Genomic DNA, 18,885 nt, shown 5'->3' with positions numbered 1-18,885 from the left:
GGCCGATCTCACTCGCCGCATGAGTGTGCGGCGGGATAGTGATCGACACTGCTGCGGAGAAGTCGTATTCACCCCCGTAGGTGTAGAAGATCACGCTTGAGATTTACTTGAAGGCGGCTGCATCACCTTATGGCCGCCCGGGCCGAGCAACTCGCCGGAGGCGAACGGCTTCGCAGCGCGGCTGCGCCGGGGGTCGGCATTACTAGCAGCCGTTTGCCGTACCCGGACTGGCCCGGCAGGTAGGGGAACATGCCGGCCAGTTCGGCATGGGCGTAGCGCAGCCGGCGCCGCTCAGAGATGAAGCCGAGCAGGGCCGACATCACCGCGAGGGTGACCAGTTCGGCATCGCTCAACCGGCCGGCGTCCAGCACTCAACTCTAGTAGCGGGGTTTGCGGCTCAGGGCCACGCCGGCTACCAGGAAGATGCCGCCGACGACTCCGGAACCGATGGCTCCGGGGGTGTTGGCGGGGGTGGTGCTGGCCTGGATGACGGCGGTGACGAGGCCCATCACCGCGCTGATGTAGCAGAAGATCGTGATGAAGATCTTGACGTTGGTGTTCACTGGATTCCTTCGGTGGGGTGACGGCCGTTTTGAGAGGCGTCGGGGGCGGTACCGGCTGCGGTGAACCCGAGGAGCATCACCCAGGCGTTGGGATCTGCGCGGAACCGGTTCCAGCGGTCGGCGGCGAGGGCGAACTCGCGGAGCGACAACACTCCGGCGGTCACGAGCGGCTGCAGCCGCCCTGGGCCGAGGTGGGGGGCGAAGTCATCCGTGGGTCGGGTGTCGTTGGTGGTGGCGAACGGGCGAAGGGCGACCTCCGTGAAGCCGGCGTCACGGAGCAGGCGGGTGAGACGGCGGCCGATCGTGCGATCACCGCCGGCGGCCTGCTGGGTCGCCGCCATCTTGGCGTGCACTCCCACCAGTTCCGGGTAGACCGGGTCGGCCAGCCCCCAGCAGGAGGCGTCCACCTCGGTGACCAGGATGCGGCCACCGGGGCGGAGGATCCTGCGCGCCTCGGCGAGGGCCGGTCCGGGATCGGGAAGGTGCTGAAGGACGTACCTGAGGAGTACGTACTGCGCGCTCGCCGTCTCCAGGGGCAGGTCGGCGGCATCGGCGACGATCAGTTCGGCGCCGGCGCCCTCGGCATGGGCGAGCAGGTCCGGGTCGATGTCCACGGCGACCAGTGACAACTCGGGCAACGCCCGCCGCAGCCGCCTGGTGATCGCACCGGACCCCGCGCCGATCTCGACCAGCGGGCCGCCCGACGCGGTCAGGCCCAGTTCGCGCAGCAGGCTCAGCTCCTCGTCGAACGAGAGCTCCGCCTGTGCCTCCAGCCGCGCCAGCTCTCCCGCCAGCCCGCCCGCGGTGGTGGTGGCGGGGTTGTACGAACCGGCGTTCGGGGTCGGGGTGTTGGGATCCGACCGGTCGGCGGGGCCGGGCGAACCCGCGTGCGGCGTCGGAGTACCGGAGTCCGGGGCCGGGGTGTCGAGAGCGGCGCCACGGTCGGTGACGGTGGCCGGGGGGTACGGGGGGGTGGGGAGAGTGGTCATCGGGGGCTCACGATCATGTGCATGCCGTGCTTCGGCCGTAGCGTCACCAGCGCCTCCGGTTCCACCGGGAAGCCTGGTTCCAGCGTCAGCCGTACCGTCTGAGACAGCATCGCCAGGACCAGCGTCGCCTCGATCAGCGCCAGGTGCCGGCCGATGCAGACGCGCTCGCCGCCGCCGAACGGCAGGTACAGATGACTCGGGAGGTCGACGCCGTCGAAGCGGTCGGGTACGTACGCATCCGGGCGGTCCCAGTAGCGGGGGTCGCGGTGCAGGACCCACTGGCTGACGCAGACGAGCGTGCCCGGCCGTACCGGATGGCCGTCGAGCTCGTCGGGGCCGGTCGCGCGGCGGGAGATCAGCCAGACCGGGGGGTACAGGCGCATCGCCTCCTGTACGGCCCGTCGGCAGAGCGGCAGGTCGGGCAGGTCCGCGGCCGTGGGCGGGCGTCCGCCCAGCACCCGGTCGACCTCGGCCCGGACCCGTTCCGCCTCTTCCTGATGGCGGTCCAGTAGATAGAAGGTCCAGGTCAGGGCCTTGGCGGTGGTCTCGTGACCGGCCATGATCAAGGTCAGCACCTGGTCGCGGAGGTCGGTGTCGGACAGGGCGCCGAGCATGGTGTCGAGCAGGGTGCCGGTGGCGGTGGGAGCGGCCCGGCGGGAGGCGATGACGGTGCGCGTCATCATGTCGAGCAGGGCGCGGGCGCGTGCGTACTCTCGCCGGCGGCGGCTCGTGTCCGCCGGGTCGGGGTCGGGGTCGGGTACGTAGTGGCCGATGAAGCGATTGACGGCGTCCACCGCGCGGCCGAACCCGTCGCCCGCCGCGCCGAGGTCCACGTCGAGCACCGCGCGGGTCAGGATCGACAGGGTCAGCGAGGTGAGGTGGTGGTCGATCGGCTGGGGTGCGCCGGTCTCCGCGGCGGCACGCCAGCGGGCCAGCAGCGCCGAGGTCTCGTCGGTGATGATCTGGTCGAAGGAGGCGACCGCGCTGCGGCGGAAGGCCGGGGCACAGAGCCGGCGCTGCCGCGCCCATTCCGCGCCGTCGCTGGTGAGCAGGCCGTTTCCGAGTAGCGGGCGGAGCATGTGGTCGTCGGGCGTGTTCTCCTTCGTGTAGTTACCGACGTTGTCCTTGAGGATGTGCCGGGCGAGATCCGGGCGATGCGCCATGAACACGGTCTCGCCGTTCGCGTGGTGGCCGGTGACGTCCCCGTAGCGACGGGCCAGGCCGGTCACGAACCCCAGTGGGTCGCTACGCATGCGTTCCATGTCCACCGGGCCGGGCGGTCCCGGGGGCAGCTGCGTGCTGGTAGTCGTCACCGACGCCTCCGCTTAACGGTGCTTAAGTATCTCTGATACGTATTCACAAGTACCGGATATACGTATTGAATGTCATTGATGAGCACATCCGTACTGTGGCATGCTGCTAATGTAACACTGCGTTGATGAACGTATCAATACTTACATCAATGGCGAATAACTTAAGTCTTGGTATGTGCCGCGCGCCATGCGACAGTCCTTTCAGTTGCCGACGCAGAAAGCAGCGGTAAACAAACAGAGGGAGAATGACATGGCTCTCGAACCGCAGGAGCGGGCGGAATTCATCAACGCCTACACCCGCACCCTCATCACCGCCTGGTCGGACGAGGAGTACGCGGCCCGGCTGAACGCGGACCCGCGCGCCGCGCTGGCCGAGTCCGGTCTGACCATCCCGGAGGACGCCGAGATCGTCATCGTGCGCCACATCCCCGAGGGGCACGAGGAGGGCAACCTGGACGTCCAGGTCGGCCTCTGGGAGGTCGGTCTGGCGACCGGCCAGTACGAGCTCCACATCCCCGAGACCCCGGTGGTCGACGCGGCCGAGCTCAGCGAGGGCGACCTGTCCGACATCGCGGCCGGCGCCGCCGACGCGGCCGCCTGCTACTACTGCTGCTGCCCGTGCTGCTGCTGCACCTGATTCACCGCAGCTCCGGCACTCACTGAATTCACTGGATTTCCAAAATCGCCATGCCGTTCCCGTTCCCGTCTCCATCGGAGGATTAAGTCGATGGTTTCCGCCGCCGCGGAAAACGACCCGGTCGCCGTCACCGGCCTGAACAAGCGTTATGGAGAGCACCTGGTGCTCACCGATCTGAGCCTGCGGGTACACCGCGGCGAGGTGTTCGCCTTGCTCGGGCCGAACGGCGCGGGAAAGACCACGACCGTCGAAATACTGACGGGAGTACGGCGGCGGAGCGGTGGAGACGTGGAGGTCCTCGGCCAGGATCCGGCCAGGGACCCACGGGAATGGCGGGCGCGTATCGGGGTGGTCGGCCAATCCACCGGCGCCTACCCCGATCTCACCGTGGGTGAGGTGGTCAGGCAGTTCGCCGCCATGTACCCCAGGCCGCTGCCGCCCGCGCAGGTGCTCGACATGGTCGGCCTGGGAACGTACGAGAAGAAGAGGACCACGGAGCTCTCCGGCGGCCAGCAGCGCCGTCTGGACGTGGCCGTCGGCGTGATCGGCGACCCCGAGTTGATCTTTCTGGACGAGCCCACCACCGGGCTCGACCCGGTCGCCCGCCGCGAGGCGTGGGACCTGGTGCGGTTCTTCGCCGCGCGCGGCTGCACCACGGTGCTCACCACCCACTACCTGGACGAGGCCGAGACGCTGGCCGCGCGGGTCGGTGTGATCGCGGGCGGCCGGCTGGTGGCCTGCGGACCGCCGAGCGAGCTGGGTGGGCGTGCGACGACCTCGGCCGCCGTGTCGTTCCGGCGCTCCGAGTCGCTGGCCGGCCGGGAACTCCCCGAGCTGCCCCGTGGAGCGGTGCTCGAACCGGGACCGACGGGCGCGGGTGACCTGGTCACCGTGCTGACCTCGGAGCCGACCCGGCTGGTGAGCCTGCTGGCGTCCTGGGCCGAGGCCGAGCTGCCCGAGCTGATCGTGCACCGTCCCACCCTGGAAGAGATCTACCTCAACCTCATCGACCGGCATCGACAACAGCCGGAGGAGAACAAGTGAGCGTCACCGATTCCGTTCACGCGCCCGGCCGGGAACTCGGGGAGGGGTTGCTGCCCGGGCTGTGGCGGGCCAGTGTCGCCCGGTCGTCGGTCGAGCTGAAGTCGTTCTTCCGCAACAGGCAGTCCCTGGTCTTCACCCTCTTCTTTCCGGTGATCCTGCTTGTGGTGTTCGGCGCGATCTTCACCGGCAAGGTGGAGGGCACCCAGACCGATTTCCGGCAGGTCTTCATGGCGGGCATCGTGGCCGCCGGTGTGATGAGCACCGCCTTCTCCGGGCTGGCCATCAACATCGCCATCGAGCGGGACACCGGCCTCATCAGCAGGCTGGCCATGACACCGATGCCCAAGCCCGCCTACTTCATCGGCAAGCTGGTCAAGGTCGTGGTGACCACCGTGGTGGAGACGGTGCTGCTGCTCGGCATCGCGGTGACCGCGTTCGGGTTGCCCTGGCCGAGCACCGCGCACCGCTGGTTCACCCTCGCCTGGGTGCTGACGCTGGGTACCGTCACCTGCGCGCTGGCCGGGATCGCCTACAGCGCGGCCATCCCGAACAGCCGGTCCGCCGCGGCGATCGTGACGCCGGTGTTCATGGTGCTGCAGTTCATCTCCGGGGTCTTCTACCCCTTTCACCAGCTTCCCGAGTGGATGCAGAACACGGCCGCGCTCTTCCCGGTGAAGTGGATGGCGCAGGGGTTCCGTTCGGTGTTCCTGCCGGACGGCTTCACCGTCGTGGAACCGGCGGGCGGGTGGGAGCTCGGCCGCATCGCGCTGGTCCTCGGACTGTGGGCGGTCGGCGGCCTGCTGCTGACCGCGCTGACGTTCGGCTGGCGCAACGCGCGTGTGCGCTGATCAGGTAAGCGATCGCAAGGGAGACTGACGCGTGACGGTAGGCACCCAGATCCGCTTCCCTGCCCACCTGGCTCACCCCTTCTCCCCCGCGGGACGGGCCGATCCCTATCCGGCCTACGACTGGCTGCGCGCCCGCGCTCCGGTCCACTACGACGCGGCGTCGCGGCTCTGGCTGGTGACCGGGCACGCCGACTGCGCCGCCGTACTGCGTGACCAGGGTTTCTCGGCGAGTGCCGGGCAGCAGGGGCGGGCGCGCGACGAGGAGTTGCCGCCGTCGATGCTCACCACGGACCCGCCCGATCACACCCGGTTGCGCGCGCCGGGGCTGCTGCTGCTCGGACCCGCGGCGATCGCGTCGGTGGCCGAGGCGATCGCCGCCGACGTGGACGGGCTTCTCGACCGGCTGGCGGAGCGGAGCGTGGTCGACGCGGTCGCGGAGATCGGGAGCCCGCTGGCCACCTCGGTCTTCCTGCGGCTGTTCGGGCTGGCGGAGAGCGACCGGAAGGTCTTCGCGCAGCTCGCCCAGGCGGCCTCGATCAATCTGGATCCGCTGGCCGGGCCGCAGGTGGCGGCGCTGGGCAGGTCGGCCATGGGAGAGCTGACCCGGTTCCTGGACGCGCACTGCGCGTCCGCGCCGCCCAGCCCGCTGGCCCGGCTGGCCGCCGACGACCGGCTGAGCAGGCGGGAGATGCTGGGGGTGCTCGGGCTGGCCGTGGTGGGCGGGTGGCAGCCGCTGGCCGAGGCGATCGGCAACGCGCTGTACTGGCTGCTGCCCCGGCCCGAGGCACTGGCCGTACTGCGCGAGGGCGGCCGGGAGCCGGCGCGTACCGCGATGGACGAGTTGCTGCGGCTGGAGGCGCCCATTCCGTTCACGGCCAGGGTCGCGATCCGGAACGTGGCACTGCCCGGGGGGCAGGTGCCCCAGGGGGCCAGGGTGCTGGCGATCGTGGCCGCCGCCAACCGGGATCCGGCCGTTTTCGAAAGGGCCGGGGAGCTGGTGCTCGACCGGACGCCCAACCCGCATCTGGCCTTTGGCGGAGGGCCGCACTTCTGCCTGGCGGCGCAGCTCGTCCGGCAGACCGGGGCGGTGCTGCTGGCCCGGCTGGCCGAGCGGTTCCCCGCCGCGTCGCTGGCCGATCCGGAGCCGGTCTGGGCCGCCACGCTGATCCCCCGGCGGCTGCGCGCCCTCCCGGTGCGGCTGGGAGGCGGGGATGCGTGCTGAGGTCCTCGTGATCGGCGCCGGCGTCAGCGGGCTGACCTGTGCCGACCGCCTGGCCAGGGCCGGGGTACGCACCGTGGTCCTTGAGGCCAGGTCACGGATCGGCGGGCGGATACTGACCTTCCGTCCCGCGGACGGCGGGCCCCCGCTGGAGCTGGGCGCGCAGGTCGTCCACGGTGACCGCAACCCCGTCCACGGGCTGGTGGAGACCGGGACGGCGCCGCGGCCGACCGCGGCCCGGGTGATCAGCGGGCGGGTGGGCCGTCCCATGGGAGCGCTGGCCCGCACACCGCATCCGCCCTGGCTGCTGGAGGCCAGGCTGAACGCGGAGGGCGCCGAGGCCGGCGGGTCGGTGAACGGCTGGCTCGGCGACGTCGGCGGGCCTTACCCGGTGGCGAGCGAGTGGTTCCGGCAGGTCTGGGCCGCGGACCCGGAGCGGCTCAGCGCCGCCGGTGTGGCCGCGGCCCAGCGGGGGGACGACGCCGGGCGGGGAGAGTACGTCGTGTCCGGCGGGTTCGACCTGCTGCCGCGACGGCTGGCGGCGGGGCTGGAGGTGCACACCGGACGCCCGGTCCAGGTGCTCGGCTGGTCGCCGGGACGGGTCGCCGCGCTGACGCAGGCCGGGACCGTGGAGGCGGAGCGGGTGGTGGTGACCGTGCCGCCCGCCGTGGTGACCCACGGCACGCTCACCATCAAGGATCTGCCCGAGCACAAGATCGAGGCCGCCCGGGAGCTGGCGGCGGGTGACGGCTGCTGCGTGGTCGCGACCCTGTCGGTGCCCGCGCCGGAGACCGCGTCGGTGTTCGACGCGGACGGCGTCAGCGGCTTCGTGAGCTGCCGCGAGGGGCGCCCCGAGGCGTTGATCGTGGCCAAGGACGCGGCGGCAGCCTGCGTGCGGGCCGCCACCGGCCCCGACCTGTCGGCCATGCTCACGGTGGCGCTGCCCTGGGCGGCGGGGGCCCGGGTGCTGGAGCGGCGGATCGCCGACTGGGGGGCCGCCCCGTGGAGCCGGGGCGCGTTCACCGCGCCGCTGCTCGGCGCCGAGCGGGCTCCGGCGCGCTGGGCCGAGCCGGTCGCCGACACACTCTTCTTCGCGGGCGAGGCCACGGTCTCGGGAACGCGGCTGCCGTGGGTTCAGGGGGCGATCGCCAGCGGGGTGCTCGCCGCCGACCGGCTCCTGGAGGCGATGGGCTGATGACAGCGCAGTTGGGGACACCGCATTCCGGCTGGTATCTACCGGCCTTCACCTCCGAGCTGACAGCCGAGGTGACCCCCCTGGAGATCGGGGCCCGGCGGCTGGTGGCCGTGCGGGACGAGACGGGGATCCGGGTCTTCGACGCCGACTGCCCGCATCGGGGCGCGCATCTCGGCTACGGGGGACGGCTCTCGGGTGACTGCCTGGTCTGCCCGTTCCACGGCCGCCGGATCGCGCTGGGCGACACCACCAGGCGGTGGTCGGTACGCGAGCACCACGTGATCGTCTCCGGCGAGGCCGTGTTCGTACGGCTCGCGGACACCCCTGACGACGACCGGGGACTCACCCGGGCGATCAAGGAGCTGGGCGGGACCCACCCGCTCACCGCGGCCGTGGTCAGGCCGGTGGACGTCGATCCGGCGATGATCGTGGAGAACGCCTTCGACATCGACCACTTCACCGAGGTGCACAAGGTGCCGCGGCTCCGCGGGATGGCGCATCGGGACGGGGACGAGGGCGAGCTGGTCATCGAGGGCGAGTTCGTCATGGGGGCCAAGCCGGGGAGCACCTCCGGTCCTTCGGTCACCCGGGCGCGCTTCCTGGCATGCGCCTACAGTCCCGGCGTGGTCGTCACCCGGTTCGGGCCGCCGGGGTGGGAGCAGGTCATCGTCACCGCCGCCGTGCCCCGGGAGAGCGGCGGGTGCGTGGCGCGGGTGGCGATCGGCGTCCGCCCCGAGCAGCAGGGCGAGCTGCCGCTGCTCATCAGCGGCAGCGAGCGGGCGCTGGCCGAGGACGCGGTGGTCTGGGAGCGGTTGAATCCGCAGGTGGTGCCCCGCTTCGACGGCGGGGACGCGGCCGTGGTGGCCTACCGGAGGTTCTGCGCGGGCTTTCGGGAGCCGGCGTGAGCGGGCTGCGCGTGGTCGAGTCGGGGACGGGTCCGGCGGTGCTGTGGGTGCACGGCTACACCATGGACCTCACCCTGTGGGAGCCGCTGTGGAGGCTGCTGCCCGGCTGGCGGCACATCGGCGTGGATCTCCCCGGTCACGGCGGCTCCGAGCCGCTGCGGCCCGGTGTGACGCTGCCCGCCCTGGCGGTACGGCTGGCCGAGATCGCCTCGGCCGAGCGGGCGGACCGGGTCGTGGGGCTCTCCTTCGGCTCCTGCGTCGCGCTGCAGATGGCCCTGGAGGCGCCCGAGGTGGTGCGGCACCTGGTGCTCGCGGCGCCGACGCTCGGCGGTGCGCCGCCCGACCCCGCGGCCAGGCGGCGTTACCTGGAGCTCATGATGTTGCGCAGGGCGGGCGGCGCGCGGGAGCAGATGGCCGAGCTGTGGATGAGCTCCCCGCCGGACATCTTCCGCGGCACCGAGGCTCATCCAGAACTGCGTGCCCGGCTACGGGAGGTGATCGGCAGGCACTCCTGGGCCGAGCTGGACAGCGGGGCGATGGCGGGGCTCACCATGCATCGGCACTCGGCCGAGGATCTGATCCGGATCAGGGCCAGAACCACGGTGATCATCGGAGATTCGGACATGCCGGTCTTCGTAGACAATGCCAGGATGCTGGGAAAGACAGTGGCGCAATGCGATATTCGTACGATTCATAACTCCGGACACCTCCCCCTGCTTGAGTGTCCGGAAATGTCGGCAAAAGCGGTATTTGCGGGACTGGCGTTATCTGAGAGAGTAGACACTGCTTGACCTGATTGTAAGAATGCCTAGATTAGGACACCCGTAAGGGGGGGATAGTTGCCCCTGTTATTGAGTTTCTTCGGTATGACCATCATGGTGCTGACCAAACTCGACCCCACCGACCTGGCGTTCCTGTTCGGCCCCCATCTGGTGGAGGCCGGCGAACCACAACTGGTCGTGAAGCTTCTCACCAGTAAGGCCGCAGAGGGAGAACTGCTGGTCCAGCGTCCCGACGGGATGTTGCTGCAGCGTCGCGTGTTCCGGGGATGGAGCACCATGCCACCACCGCTTCCTCCGTTCGCCGTACTCGACCATCTCTACCTGGTGATGCGTGCCGTCGTCATGACCAAGGACGACGTGACGGTCGCGCTGATCGGCAGTGCCTGCTCGCCCGGCGCCGGCGTGGCGGCCGCACTGGCCGGCCGGTCCTGGCGGCCGGTGTCGGGACAACTCCTCGTGGTCGACCGGACCACCGGGCACACGCTCCCCTTCCACATCCCGCTGGACCTGCGCGGCAGCGCCCTGGAGTCGGCGAGGAGCGGCGGGCTGATCGGCCAGGAACCGGACCCGGCGACCTGGCGGCAGGCTCATCCCGCACTGGCCGGGGAGTCCGTTCTGGTCCGCCCCGAGCGGCTGGGCCCGCCCGTCCCGATCACCGCCAGGCTCGCCCCGCCCACGCTGGTCAGGCTCTGCCAGGGAGACGACGACCGCTGCAGGCTTGAGCCCTGGTCGTTCCAGCCGCACATCTGGCCGCCGGCCGCCACGGAACTGGCCGACGCGCCCCGCTACCGGCTGCTCATGCCGGAGTTCGGCGGCGCGGAGGAGGCCGCGGCACTCATCGACGACAGGATCCAGAAGGAGCCCCCATGCCCCGGCGGACCGCGTACGGCCCGGGAACACCGTGCTGGGTTGATCACATCACCGTCGATCTGACCGGCGCGAAACAGTTCTACGGCGACCTCTTCGGCTGGGAGTTCACCAGGGAGAACAGTCGCGGCTACCACCTGATCACGTTGCGCGGAGAGATCATCGGTGGCCTCGGCCCCAGCCCGATGGGCCCGGCCTTCGGCTCGTCCTGGAACGTCTACCTGGCCGCCAAGGACCTCGGCCACACCCGGGCGGAGGTCGGGCGCCTGGGCGGCCGGATCGTGATGGGCCCGGTGCCCGCGGGCGAGAACGGCCGCCTCTGCCTGGCGGTCGACCCCTCAGGTGCGGCGGTCGGCTTCTGGGAGGGCGGCAGGGACGAGGGCGTGGTCCTGGTGGACGAGCCCGGCGCCCTGTGCGCCTGCGAGCTGCACACCTCCCGCCAGGAGGCGGCGACGGAGTTCTACCGGAGCCTGTACGGCGACGCGCCCCTGGTGATCCGCCCCTCCACCAGGACCGGCTGGGTGCCGTTCTTCGGCGCCGGCGCCGGTGCCGGTGCCGGTGCTGGTGACAGTACCGATGACAGTGACGCCGCCGTCGCGGCGGCCCTGGCGGCCGGGGCCCGCCCGCTGGAAAGCGGCCTGCTCGCCGACCCGCTGGGCGCGGTCTTCGGCCTCACCAACCTGAATTAATCCATAAATGCGTATAAATACGTATTAACAATATTCACCGCACTTTGCGAGGATTCAACGGTTAGCAGTTTTCCTGCGGGAGGGGTATTCCATGGCGCCTGACGTGGTGGTCATAGGAGGGGGCCCGGCGGGAGCGATCTCCTCGGCGCTGCTGGCCCGGGCCGGCGCCCGGGTGCGCCTGCTGGAACGGGACTTCTTCCCCCGCTACCACATCGGCGAGTCGATCTCCTCCTCCTGCCGGGCCATCATCGACCTCGTCGGCGCCCGGGAGAAGATCGAGGCTCGCGGCTACCAGGTCAAGGAGGGCCTGCTGCTCCGCTGGGGCGCGGAACGCGACTGGACGATCAACTGGCCGGACCTCTTCGGCGACCAGGTTCGATCCTGGCAGGTGGACCGCGCCGACTTCGACGACGTCCTGCTCAAGCACGCCGCCGAGCAGGGCGTGCAGGTGGTCCACGGGGCCCGCGTGCGGAAGGTCGGCTTCGACGACGGCCGCGCCGTGGGCGTGGAATGGGTACACGAAGGGCACCGCCAGGAGACCGCGGCCGACTTCGTGGTGGACGCCTCCGGTCGCGCCGGCGTGCTCTCCGCACAGCACTTCCGCGACCGGCGGCCGCACGACGTCTTCCGCAACGTCGCCATCTGGGGCTACTACCGGGGCGGCGCCCTGCTGCCCAGCACTCCCAGGGGCGGCATCAACGTGATCTCCTCCCCCAACGGCTGGTACTGGGTCATCCCGCTCAGCGGCGACGTCTACAGCGTGGGCTTCGTCACCCACAAGGACCAGTTCCTGGCCCGCAGGTCCGGGTTCTCCTCGCCGGACGAGATGTTCCTGACCCTGGTCGCGGAGTCGGAGACGGTGGCGGAACTGGTGGCGAGCGGCGACTTCCAGGGCGAGGTCCGCGTCGAGCAGGACTTCTCCTACTCGGCTGACAGCTTCTGCGGCCCCGGCTACTTCCTGGCGGGCGACTCCGCCTGCTTCCTGGACCCGTTGCTCTCCACCGGCGTGCACCTGGCCATGTACAGCGGCATGCTGGCGGCCGCGACCATCCTGTCCGCACACGCGGGGGAGGTCACCGAGCGCGAGGCGCTGGGATTCTACGAGTCCCACTACCGCAACGCCTACGGCCGGATGTTCTCCATGGTCGCCGGTTTCTACGAGCAGTACCGGGGCAGGAACAGCTACTTCTGGCTGGCGCAGCGCCTGGCCAGAGGCCAGTATCCGGAGCTGATGAGGAAGCGCGTCAGCGGCGCCCAGGCACCCCCCGACGGCGCCTTCGCCTCGATCACCGCGGGCCTGACCGACCTGGACGACGCCACCCGCGTCGGCGGTGCGGCCCCGCTGGACGCGATGGTGCTGGCCGGCGAGCTGACCGCGGGCCAGGACCGCCAGGACCGCCAGAACACCGACGGCGCCGCCGACAGGCTGTACCTGGTCACCGAGCCGAGGCTGGGCATCGGACGGTCCACCGAGCCGGTGTCACCGCACTGAGCAGGGGCCGATCAGGGGCCGGTCACAGTCCGAGGGCGGCGGCCAGCTGGTGCCGCCCTCGGATACCGAGCTTGCGGTAGATGCGGCCCAGGTGAGTGTCGATGGTGCGCTTGCTCAGGCAGAGCCGCTCGGCGACCTCCATGCTGCTCATGCCCTGCCGTACCAGCTCGACGACCCGCTGCTCGGCGGGGGTGAGCAGGATCTGGGCCTGCGGCGGCTGCGCGTCCGGCGCGTGCTCCGGGCTCGCCGACGGTTCGGCGGCGATCGTACGGGCCGCGGTGTGCTCGCCCAGCGCGTTGTAGGCCTTGGCGGCGTGCGCGCGCCAGGGCAGGCAGGCGGGGTTGGTGATGCCCCGGGCGGAGAGCCGGTGCCCGCAGTCGAGGAACAGGCTCAGCGCGGTGACGTGGTCGCCCGCCGCCGCCGCGATCAGTCCCTGCACCTCCAGGATCAGGCTCTTGATCAGCGGATGGGCGTCCGCGGGCATCGTCATCTCACGTACCAGCTCCGCGGCGTCCTGCGCGTGGCCCATCCGGATCAGGGCCCGCGCGCCACAGGCGCGCGCCGCCGTGGTCAGCACCCGCGCGCCGATCCGCTCGGCCCCCTCCCGCGCGTCGAGCGCGTCCCGCAGGCTGTCGGCCGAGTCGCCCCGCCGGTGGCCGATATCGGCCCGCAGGAGCAGCCCGAGCGCGTGCAGATCCGGCTGGTCCCAGGTACGGGCGTCCTGCAGGATCCTGCCGCACACGGCCAGCGCCTCCTCCGGCTGCCCCGTCCAGCCGAACGCCAGCGCGGCGCCCACCAGCCCGGTTCCCGCGGGCCGATCCCGGCGAGAGCGTTCCCGGGTGGCCCGCCTCGCCAGCCGCCTGGCGGTGCCCGGATACCGCCCGCTCGCCGCGACCATCGCCGCCAGCGCGCCGGCGAGCTCCTTCGCGGCCGAGTCCGGCGCGCCCGAGGAGGCCATCCGCACCGACCTGCGCAACCCGGCGCGGTACCCGGACAGCACCCCCTGCGCGGTCAGCCGGAGCAGCGGCTCCCTCGGCGGGTCCGCCATGGCCGCCAGCTCGTGGGCCACGGTGACGAACGGCCGGACCCCCACCGTGCTGGCGACCAGCGCGGGGCTGGCCAGGTTCAGCAGCGACCTGGCCCGCCTGACGGGGTCGGGCGCGGTGCTGACCAGTGTCTCCGCGTGCCGGACGCAGGCGTCCAGGTCGTGGCGGAGCTCGACCGTGCCGAGCTGCAGGGTCAGCTCGTGAATGGTGGCCGGATCGTCGGAGCAGGCCAGCGCGCGGCGCAGGTAACGGGTCGCGTCGTCGTACTCGCGGGCCGCGACCGCCTCGGTGGCCGCCCTGCGCAGCACCGGAACGCCCCAGTCGGAGTCGGTGAGCATCAGGTGCTCGGCGGTCTGGGCGGCCGGCGCGCCCAGCCTGGCCAGCAGCGCGGCCCCGCGTTCGTGCAGGCCGATCCGGGTCTGGTTGTCGATGCGCGACAGTACGGCCGTGCGGATCAGGGGGTTGTGGAACCGCACGGGCGACCCCGCCGTGATCAGACCCGCCTGGGCGAGGGCCCGGCGGGCCTGCCGGATCTGCGGCTCGCCCTGACTCAGCAGGATCGCCGCCACGGTGACGTCGGTGTCCGGTCCCATGACGGCGAGCTGGGTGAGCAGTTCGTAGGCCACCGGGTCGTGGTCGTGCAGCCATTCGAGCACGGTGGCGGACAGGGCCTCCGTGCCGATCTCCAGCACCTGGTCGGGGTCGGGCTCGCCCGGGCTGATCCTGGCCTGCCGCATCCGGCTGGTCAGCTGGCGCAGCACCAGCGGGTTCCCCTGCGAGAGCGTGTGACAGAGCGCGGCCAGCTCCACATCGGGCGGCGCCCCCAGCGCCTCGGCGACGAAGTCGGCCGTGCAGGTGGCACAGAACGGTCTGAGCTGGACGAACCGCGCGTACGGCAGCTTGGCCAGATCCGTGCCCAGCCCGGCCGGGGGGCTGCCGGGCAGCGTGGCGATCATCATCACCGGCAGGTCGTCCAGGCGGCGCGCGATATAGGAGAACCAGCGCAGCGACGGCGTGTCGGCGAAGGACAGGTCGTCGATCGCGATGACCACCGGCTGCTCCGCGACCAGGTCGCGGGTCATGTGGAACAGGCTGATCAGCAGGTCCTGGGTGGCGGCGCCGTCATCGTCGGCGGCGCGGTCGAACTGCCCGCGGGGCCGCTCGCCGGCGGACATCACCGGGTCGAAGAGCTGGCGGACCATACCGTAGGCGAAATGGCTCTCACTCGGATGACAGCGTGCCCGCAGCACCAGACTGCGCGGGGGAAGCATTTCAGTCATGGCGCCGAGCAGGGAACTCTTGCCCATTCCGTTTCCGCCCAGGATCGCCGCGACGGTAGGGCGGCCGGCCCGTAGTTCGTCGAGAGCCTCTCGGAAGACAGCCAGTTCTCTGTCTCTGTGAAGAAGCGGTGCCATGCTTCATCGTCCCATTCTCCCGATACGGATCTCAACGGGTTCGGTGCCCGTCTTTCTCGGCGGTACCGGTTCAGGAGTGGGCCACGGGCGCCGATCCCGGGCGTCCGGCGGGTGATACCGAAGCGAATACGTCGGCGCCCTAAGTATCGGCCACGCGATGCGTACGATTTTTTGCGCATTCACCATCCGGGTCCCCCCGTGTTTAAATCCGCACTGAAGAGGGTTGTCGAGAGCTTGTTATAAAAAGGCGGATGCTGATGGAGAGTCCACGACTAAAGGCCCATTTCCATGTCGAGGTCGTGGACGGATCCCGGGTCTTCCTGTTCGCCGAGGGGAAGGACTTCCTGGTGCCGGGGAAGGCCGCCGTGGCGGTGCTCCCCTACCTCGACGGCCGCAGGAGTGTGAGTGAGATCGTCCAGGAGCTGTCCGGGAGCGTTCCATTCACCACGGTGCTGACCACGCTGCGCCGCTACGAGGCGGCGGGGCACCTCGCGGAGGGCAGGCCGGACCTGCCGGAGAAGGTGCTGGCCTACTGGGACGCGCTGGGCATCGATCCGGCGGCCGTCACGAAGGGCACGCCGGTCACCGTCGCGGCCGCCGAGGGGGTGGACGCCACGCCGGTCACGGCCGCCCTGACCGAGCTGGGGTTGAAGGTGCTCACCGGCGCGATCGACGAGGTGCCCGCCGAGGGGGTCTCGGTCGTGCTCGTGGACGACTACCTCGACCCGGCCCTGGAGCGCCGCAACGCGTCGCAGCTGGCATCCGGGCTCCCCTGGCTGCTGGCCAAACCGGGCGGTGTCAGCCCGTGGCTCGGCCCCTTCCTCGATCCCGACCACACGGGCTGCTGGTCGTGCCTGGCGCAACGGCTCAGCGGCAACCGCCAGCTGGAGCGCTACCTGGCGGGGAAGCGGGGCGAGCGGACGCCGTTCCACCCGGTGCGCGCGCAGATCGCGGCCGGGCCGCTGGCGCTGGCCGGGATGCTGGCGGCCGAGGTCGCCAGGATCGTGGCGACCGGCGAGCCGGGTGCGCTCTGCGGTCAGATGGTCGCCCTCGACCTGGCGACCATGGAGACCAGCAGGCACATACTGATCCGCCAGCCGCAGTGTCCCTCGTGCGGCACGCCGTCCGACGGCAACCCCAAGATCGTGCTCGCCCCGCGGCAGGCCAACCACGTCACCGACGGCGGTTACCGGGTCAACCAGCCACAGGAGACGTTCGCGCGGCTGGAGCGGCACATCAGCCCCCACCTGGGCGCGATCACCAAGCTGGTCTCGATCGGTGCCGACCCCAGCGGCCTGACCTACAGCTACGCCGCCGGTCACAACTTCGCCATGGTCAACGACAGCATGGACCTGCTCCGCCGCAACCTGCGCGGGCAGAGCGGCGGCAAGGGGCGCTCGGAGATCCAGGCGAAGGTCAGCGCGGTCTGCGAGGCGATCGAACGGTACTCGGGGGTCTGGCGGGGGGACGAGGTGGTCATCCGGGCCGCCTACGCCGACCTGGATCCGGCGGCCGCGGTGCACCCCGACCGGTTGCTGCTCTTCTCCGACGAGCAGCGGGCCGGGCGCAAGGAGTGGAACGCCGACCCGGCGCACCGGCTGCAGCAGGTGCCCGACCCGTTCGAGGAGAACGTGCCGTTCGACTGGTCGCGGGCCTGGTCGCTGACCCGCGACGAGGAACGGCTGGTCCCCGCCGCCTACGCCTGGTACGGCCACCCCGACCTCTACCGCCACTTCTTCTGCATCGCCGACTCCAACGGCAGCGCGGCGGGCAACACCCTGGAGGAGGCCATCCTGCAGGGCATCTGCGAGCTGGTCGAGCGCGACTCCGTGGCGCTGTGGTGGTACAACCGGCTGCGCCGCCCCGCCTTCGACCTCGACTCGCTGAACGACCCCTACGTGGGCGAGCTGCGGGACTTCTACGGGGCCATGGACCGTGACCTGTGGATGCTCGACCTCACCACCGACGTGGGCATCCCGGTGTACGCCGCGGTCTCCCGGCGCCGCCACGAGGTGGAGGACATCATGGTCGGCTTCGGCTGCCACCCCGATCCGCGCATCGCGGCGTTCCGCGCGCTCACCGAGCTCAACCAGTTCCTGCCGACCGTGGAACGGCGTGACGAGCAGGGCAACACGCTCTACCGGGTGGACGACCCGGAGATGCTGGCCTGGTGCAAGGAGGCCAGGCTGGAGGGGGAGCCCTGGCTGCTGCCGGCGGAGGACCTCGCGCCGGTCACCGTCGGCCCGCCCGCCCCCACCGACCTGGCCGTGTGCGTGCGCCGGTGCGTGGACTCGATCGAGGCGGCGGGATCCGAAGTGATCGTCCTCGACCAGACCCGTCCCGACCTGGACCTGAACGTCGTCAAGGTGATGGCGCCCGGCCTGCGGCACTTCTGGCGCCGCCTGGCACCAGGCCGCCTCTACGACGCACCGGTACGGCTCGGCTGGCTCGACCGGCCGACCCCCCAGGACGAGATCAACTCCTGGAACGTGTTCTTCTAAGCGAACGGTCCCCCCATGAACCCCATCATCGTCTCCCGGCTGCGCCGGGACGCGTCGTTCTCCGGTGAGCGCATCCAACTGACCACCACGGCTCTCGAACTGAGGAACCTGTCACCGGGACAGGGCACGGCCCTGAAGCTGCTGGCCGAGGGCGACCACGATGACGCCGCCCTGGCAGGCGCGGTGACCATGGCGGACGGCGAGGCGGGACTGCTCCGCTGGCACCTGCTGTTCCGCGGGCTGAACACCTCCGGGCTGCTCGAACACGCCGCGGCGGTGGACGGCACCGTGGTGGCCAGGCTCTTTTCCGTCGGCCGGGGCTCGACGCTGCCGGCGGCGGCCCCCACGGGCCCGGTACGGCTGTCGCGCTTCGCCGAGGCGCGGGTGGTGGACGGCACGCTGACCCTGCAGACCCCCGGCCGGCACCTGGCCGTCGAGCTGATGCCGCAGGCCGCCGGGCTGCTCGGCGAGCTGGCGACCTGGAGCACCTCCGTGCCCGCCCCGGTGCTGCGGCTGCTGGCCACGGCCGGCCTGCTGGCGCCGGGCGGTCCCGATGAGGACGTGGAGGTGGCCGAGCGCCCCTACGCCCAGTGGCACCCCGCCGACCTGGCCTTCCACTCCCGTACCCGCTTCCCCGCCTCGGTCGGCGGATACGGCGGGACCTATCCCATCAAGGACCGCTTCACGCCGGAACCGGTCTCCCCGCCGCCCGCCGGTGCCCGGACCGTCGCGCTGCCGGTGCCCGACCTGGACGAGATCGCGGCCGGGGACCCGTCGCTCACCGAGGTGCTCGAACGGCGCCGCTCGATCCGCGCCCACGACCAGGACAGACCGATCACCCTGGCCCAGCTCGGCGAGCTGCTCTACCGGAGCCTGCGCAGGCGGGGCACCATGACCGGCGGCGACGGCCAGGAACTGGCCGACCGGCCGTATCCGAGCGGCGGCGCCGTACACGAGCTGGAGGTCTACCCGCTGGTGACGGCGTGCGAGGGACTGGCGCCCGGCCTGTGGCACTACGCGACCGACCGGCACGAGCTGGAACTCGTCGCCGAGCCGGGCAAGGCCACCGAGGCGCTGGTCGGCCAGGCTCGGGGCGCCGCCATGCTGGAGGCGGATCCACAGGTGGTGCTGCTGGTGGCGGCCCGGTTCGGCCGGGTGATGTGGAAATACGAGACCGTCGCCTACCCGCTGATCCTCAAACACGTGGGCGTGCTCTACCAGACCCTCTACCTGGTGGCCACCGCGATGGACCTGGCCGTGTGCGGCCTGGGCGGCGGGGACGCCGCGGCCTTCGCCACCGCCTCGGGACGCGACCCGCTCCTTGAGGGCACGGTCGGGGAACTCGTACTCGGCTCCCGGCCCCGGACGGAGGAGTAGACC

At 71.2% G+C, this 18,885-nt stretch carries 16 protein-coding genes and 1 pseudogene; 12 read left to right on the top strand and 5 right to left on the bottom strand.

The genetic code is table 11. From position 1 onward, the window contains the following. Nucleotides 1-206: 206 nt before the first annotated feature. The 4 genes and pseudogenes from ABT061_RS04035 to ABT061_RS04020 all read right to left on the bottom strand — a co-directional run. Nucleotides 207-362 (bottom strand): annotated as a pseudogene (locus tag ABT061_RS04035) (IS982 family transposase); the annotation flags it as partial. 15 nt (nucleotides 363-377) lie between these two features. Further along, nucleotides 378-563 carry a hypothetical protein gene (locus ABT061_RS04030; protein WP_030913265.1) on the bottom strand — a complete coding sequence of 62 codons (186 nt, stop codon included), beginning with the start codon at nucleotides 561-563 and terminating at the stop codon, nucleotides 378-380. Further along, nucleotides 560-1,552, bottom strand: a complete 993-nt coding sequence (locus ABT061_RS04025; RefSeq protein ID WP_350912399.1) for a methyltransferase domain-containing protein — start codon at nucleotides 1,550-1,552, stop codon at nucleotides 560-562. The genes ABT061_RS04030 and ABT061_RS04025 overlap by 4 nt, the downstream gene beginning before the upstream one ends. Next, nucleotides 1,549-2,865 carry a cytochrome P450 gene (locus ABT061_RS04020; protein ID WP_350912397.1) on the bottom strand — a complete coding sequence of 439 codons (1,317 nt, stop codon included), beginning with the start codon at nucleotides 2,863-2,865 and terminating at the stop codon, nucleotides 1,549-1,551. The genes ABT061_RS04025 and ABT061_RS04020 overlap by 4 nt, the downstream gene beginning before the upstream one ends. 250 nt (nucleotides 2,866-3,115) lie before the next feature. Here ABT061_RS04020 and ABT061_RS04015 point away from each other — a divergent pair, with 250 nt between their 5' ends. The 10 genes from ABT061_RS04015 (at nucleotide 3,116) to ABT061_RS03970 (ending at nucleotide 12,543) form a co-directional block, all read left to right on the top strand. Continuing rightward, nucleotides 3,116-3,502 (top strand): hypothetical protein, encoded by a 387-nt coding sequence (locus tag ABT061_RS04015; RefSeq protein ID WP_350912396.1) that lies wholly within the window; start codon nucleotides 3,116-3,118, stop codon nucleotides 3,500-3,502. Between the two features lie 90 nt (nucleotides 3,503-3,592). Beyond that, nucleotides 3,593-4,546, top strand: coding sequence for an ABC transporter ATP-binding protein (locus ABT061_RS04010; RefSeq protein ID WP_350912395.1), 954 nt, complete (start codon nucleotides 3,593-3,595; stop codon nucleotides 4,544-4,546). Beyond that, nucleotides 4,543-5,394 (top strand): ABC transporter permease, encoded by an 852-nt coding sequence (locus ABT061_RS04005; RefSeq protein WP_350912394.1) that lies wholly within the window; start codon nucleotides 4,543-4,545, stop codon nucleotides 5,392-5,394. The genes ABT061_RS04010 and ABT061_RS04005 overlap by 4 nt, the downstream gene beginning before the upstream one ends. Nucleotides 5,395-5,425: 31 nt before the next feature. Then, nucleotides 5,426-6,616 carry a cytochrome P450 gene (locus ABT061_RS04000; RefSeq protein WP_350912393.1) on the top strand — a complete coding sequence of 397 codons (1,191 nt, stop codon included), beginning with the start codon at nucleotides 5,426-5,428 and terminating at the stop codon, nucleotides 6,614-6,616. Then, entirely contained in the window at nucleotides 6,606-7,808 is a 1,203-nt protein-coding gene (locus tag ABT061_RS03995; RefSeq protein ID WP_350912391.1) for a flavin monoamine oxidase family protein, read from the top strand. The genes ABT061_RS04000 and ABT061_RS03995 overlap by 11 nt, the downstream gene beginning before the upstream one ends. Then, on the top strand, nucleotides 7,808-8,713 hold the full coding sequence (locus ABT061_RS03990) for a Rieske 2Fe-2S domain-containing protein (RefSeq protein WP_350912389.1): 906 nt from the start codon (nucleotides 7,808-7,810) through the stop codon (nucleotides 8,711-8,713). Before ABT061_RS03995 ends, ABT061_RS03990 begins: the two co-directional genes overlap by 1 nt. Further along, nucleotides 8,710-9,504, top strand: coding sequence for an alpha/beta fold hydrolase (locus ABT061_RS03985; protein WP_350912387.1), 795 nt, complete (start codon nucleotides 8,710-8,712; stop codon nucleotides 9,502-9,504). Before ABT061_RS03990 ends, ABT061_RS03985 begins: the two co-directional genes overlap by 4 nt. Before the next feature lie 75 nt (nucleotides 9,505-9,579). After that, entirely contained in the window at nucleotides 9,580-10,428 is an 849-nt protein-coding gene (locus ABT061_RS03980) for a hypothetical protein (RefSeq protein WP_350912385.1), read from the top strand. Next, a complete protein-coding gene (locus ABT061_RS03975; protein WP_350912383.1) occupies nucleotides 10,362-11,051 on the top strand; it encodes a VOC family protein in 690 nt (229 codons plus the stop codon). Before ABT061_RS03980 ends, ABT061_RS03975 begins: the two co-directional genes overlap by 67 nt. A gap of 91 nt (nucleotides 11,052-11,142) precedes the next feature. Further along, nucleotides 11,143-12,543, top strand: a complete 1,401-nt coding sequence (locus ABT061_RS03970; protein WP_350912381.1) for an NAD(P)/FAD-dependent oxidoreductase — start codon at nucleotides 11,143-11,145, stop codon at nucleotides 12,541-12,543. Nucleotides 12,544-12,565: 22 nt separating this feature from the next. Here the strand turns inward: ABT061_RS03970 and ABT061_RS03965 are convergent, their stop codons facing one another. Further along, nucleotides 12,566-15,004, bottom strand: a complete 2,439-nt coding sequence (locus ABT061_RS03965; RefSeq protein WP_350912379.1) for an ATP-binding protein — start codon at nucleotides 15,002-15,004, stop codon at nucleotides 12,566-12,568. 251 nt (nucleotides 15,005-15,255) lie between these two features. On the opposite strand from ABT061_RS03965, the gene ABT061_RS03960 reads away from it, so the two are divergent. Together ABT061_RS03960 and ABT061_RS03955 are read left to right on the top strand one after the other, a co-directional pair. Next, nucleotides 15,256-17,505, top strand: a complete 2,250-nt coding sequence (locus ABT061_RS03960; protein WP_350912377.1) for a TOMM precursor leader peptide-binding protein — start codon at nucleotides 15,256-15,258, stop codon at nucleotides 17,503-17,505. Nucleotides 17,506-17,520: 15 nt separating this feature from the next. Next, entirely contained in the window at nucleotides 17,521-18,882 is a 1,362-nt protein-coding gene (locus ABT061_RS03955) for a SagB family peptide dehydrogenase (RefSeq protein WP_350912375.1), read from the top strand. Nucleotides 18,883-18,885: the final 3 nt, after the last annotated feature.

The organism is Streptosporangium sp. NPDC002544, from assembly GCF_040295965.1.
In the GTDB taxonomy this organism is placed as follows: domain Bacteria; phylum Actinomycetota; class Actinomycetes; order Streptosporangiales; family Streptosporangiaceae; genus Streptosporangium.
Note: the sequence above shows the minus strand (reverse complement) of the source record. Positions and strands in the feature narration are given on the sequence as shown.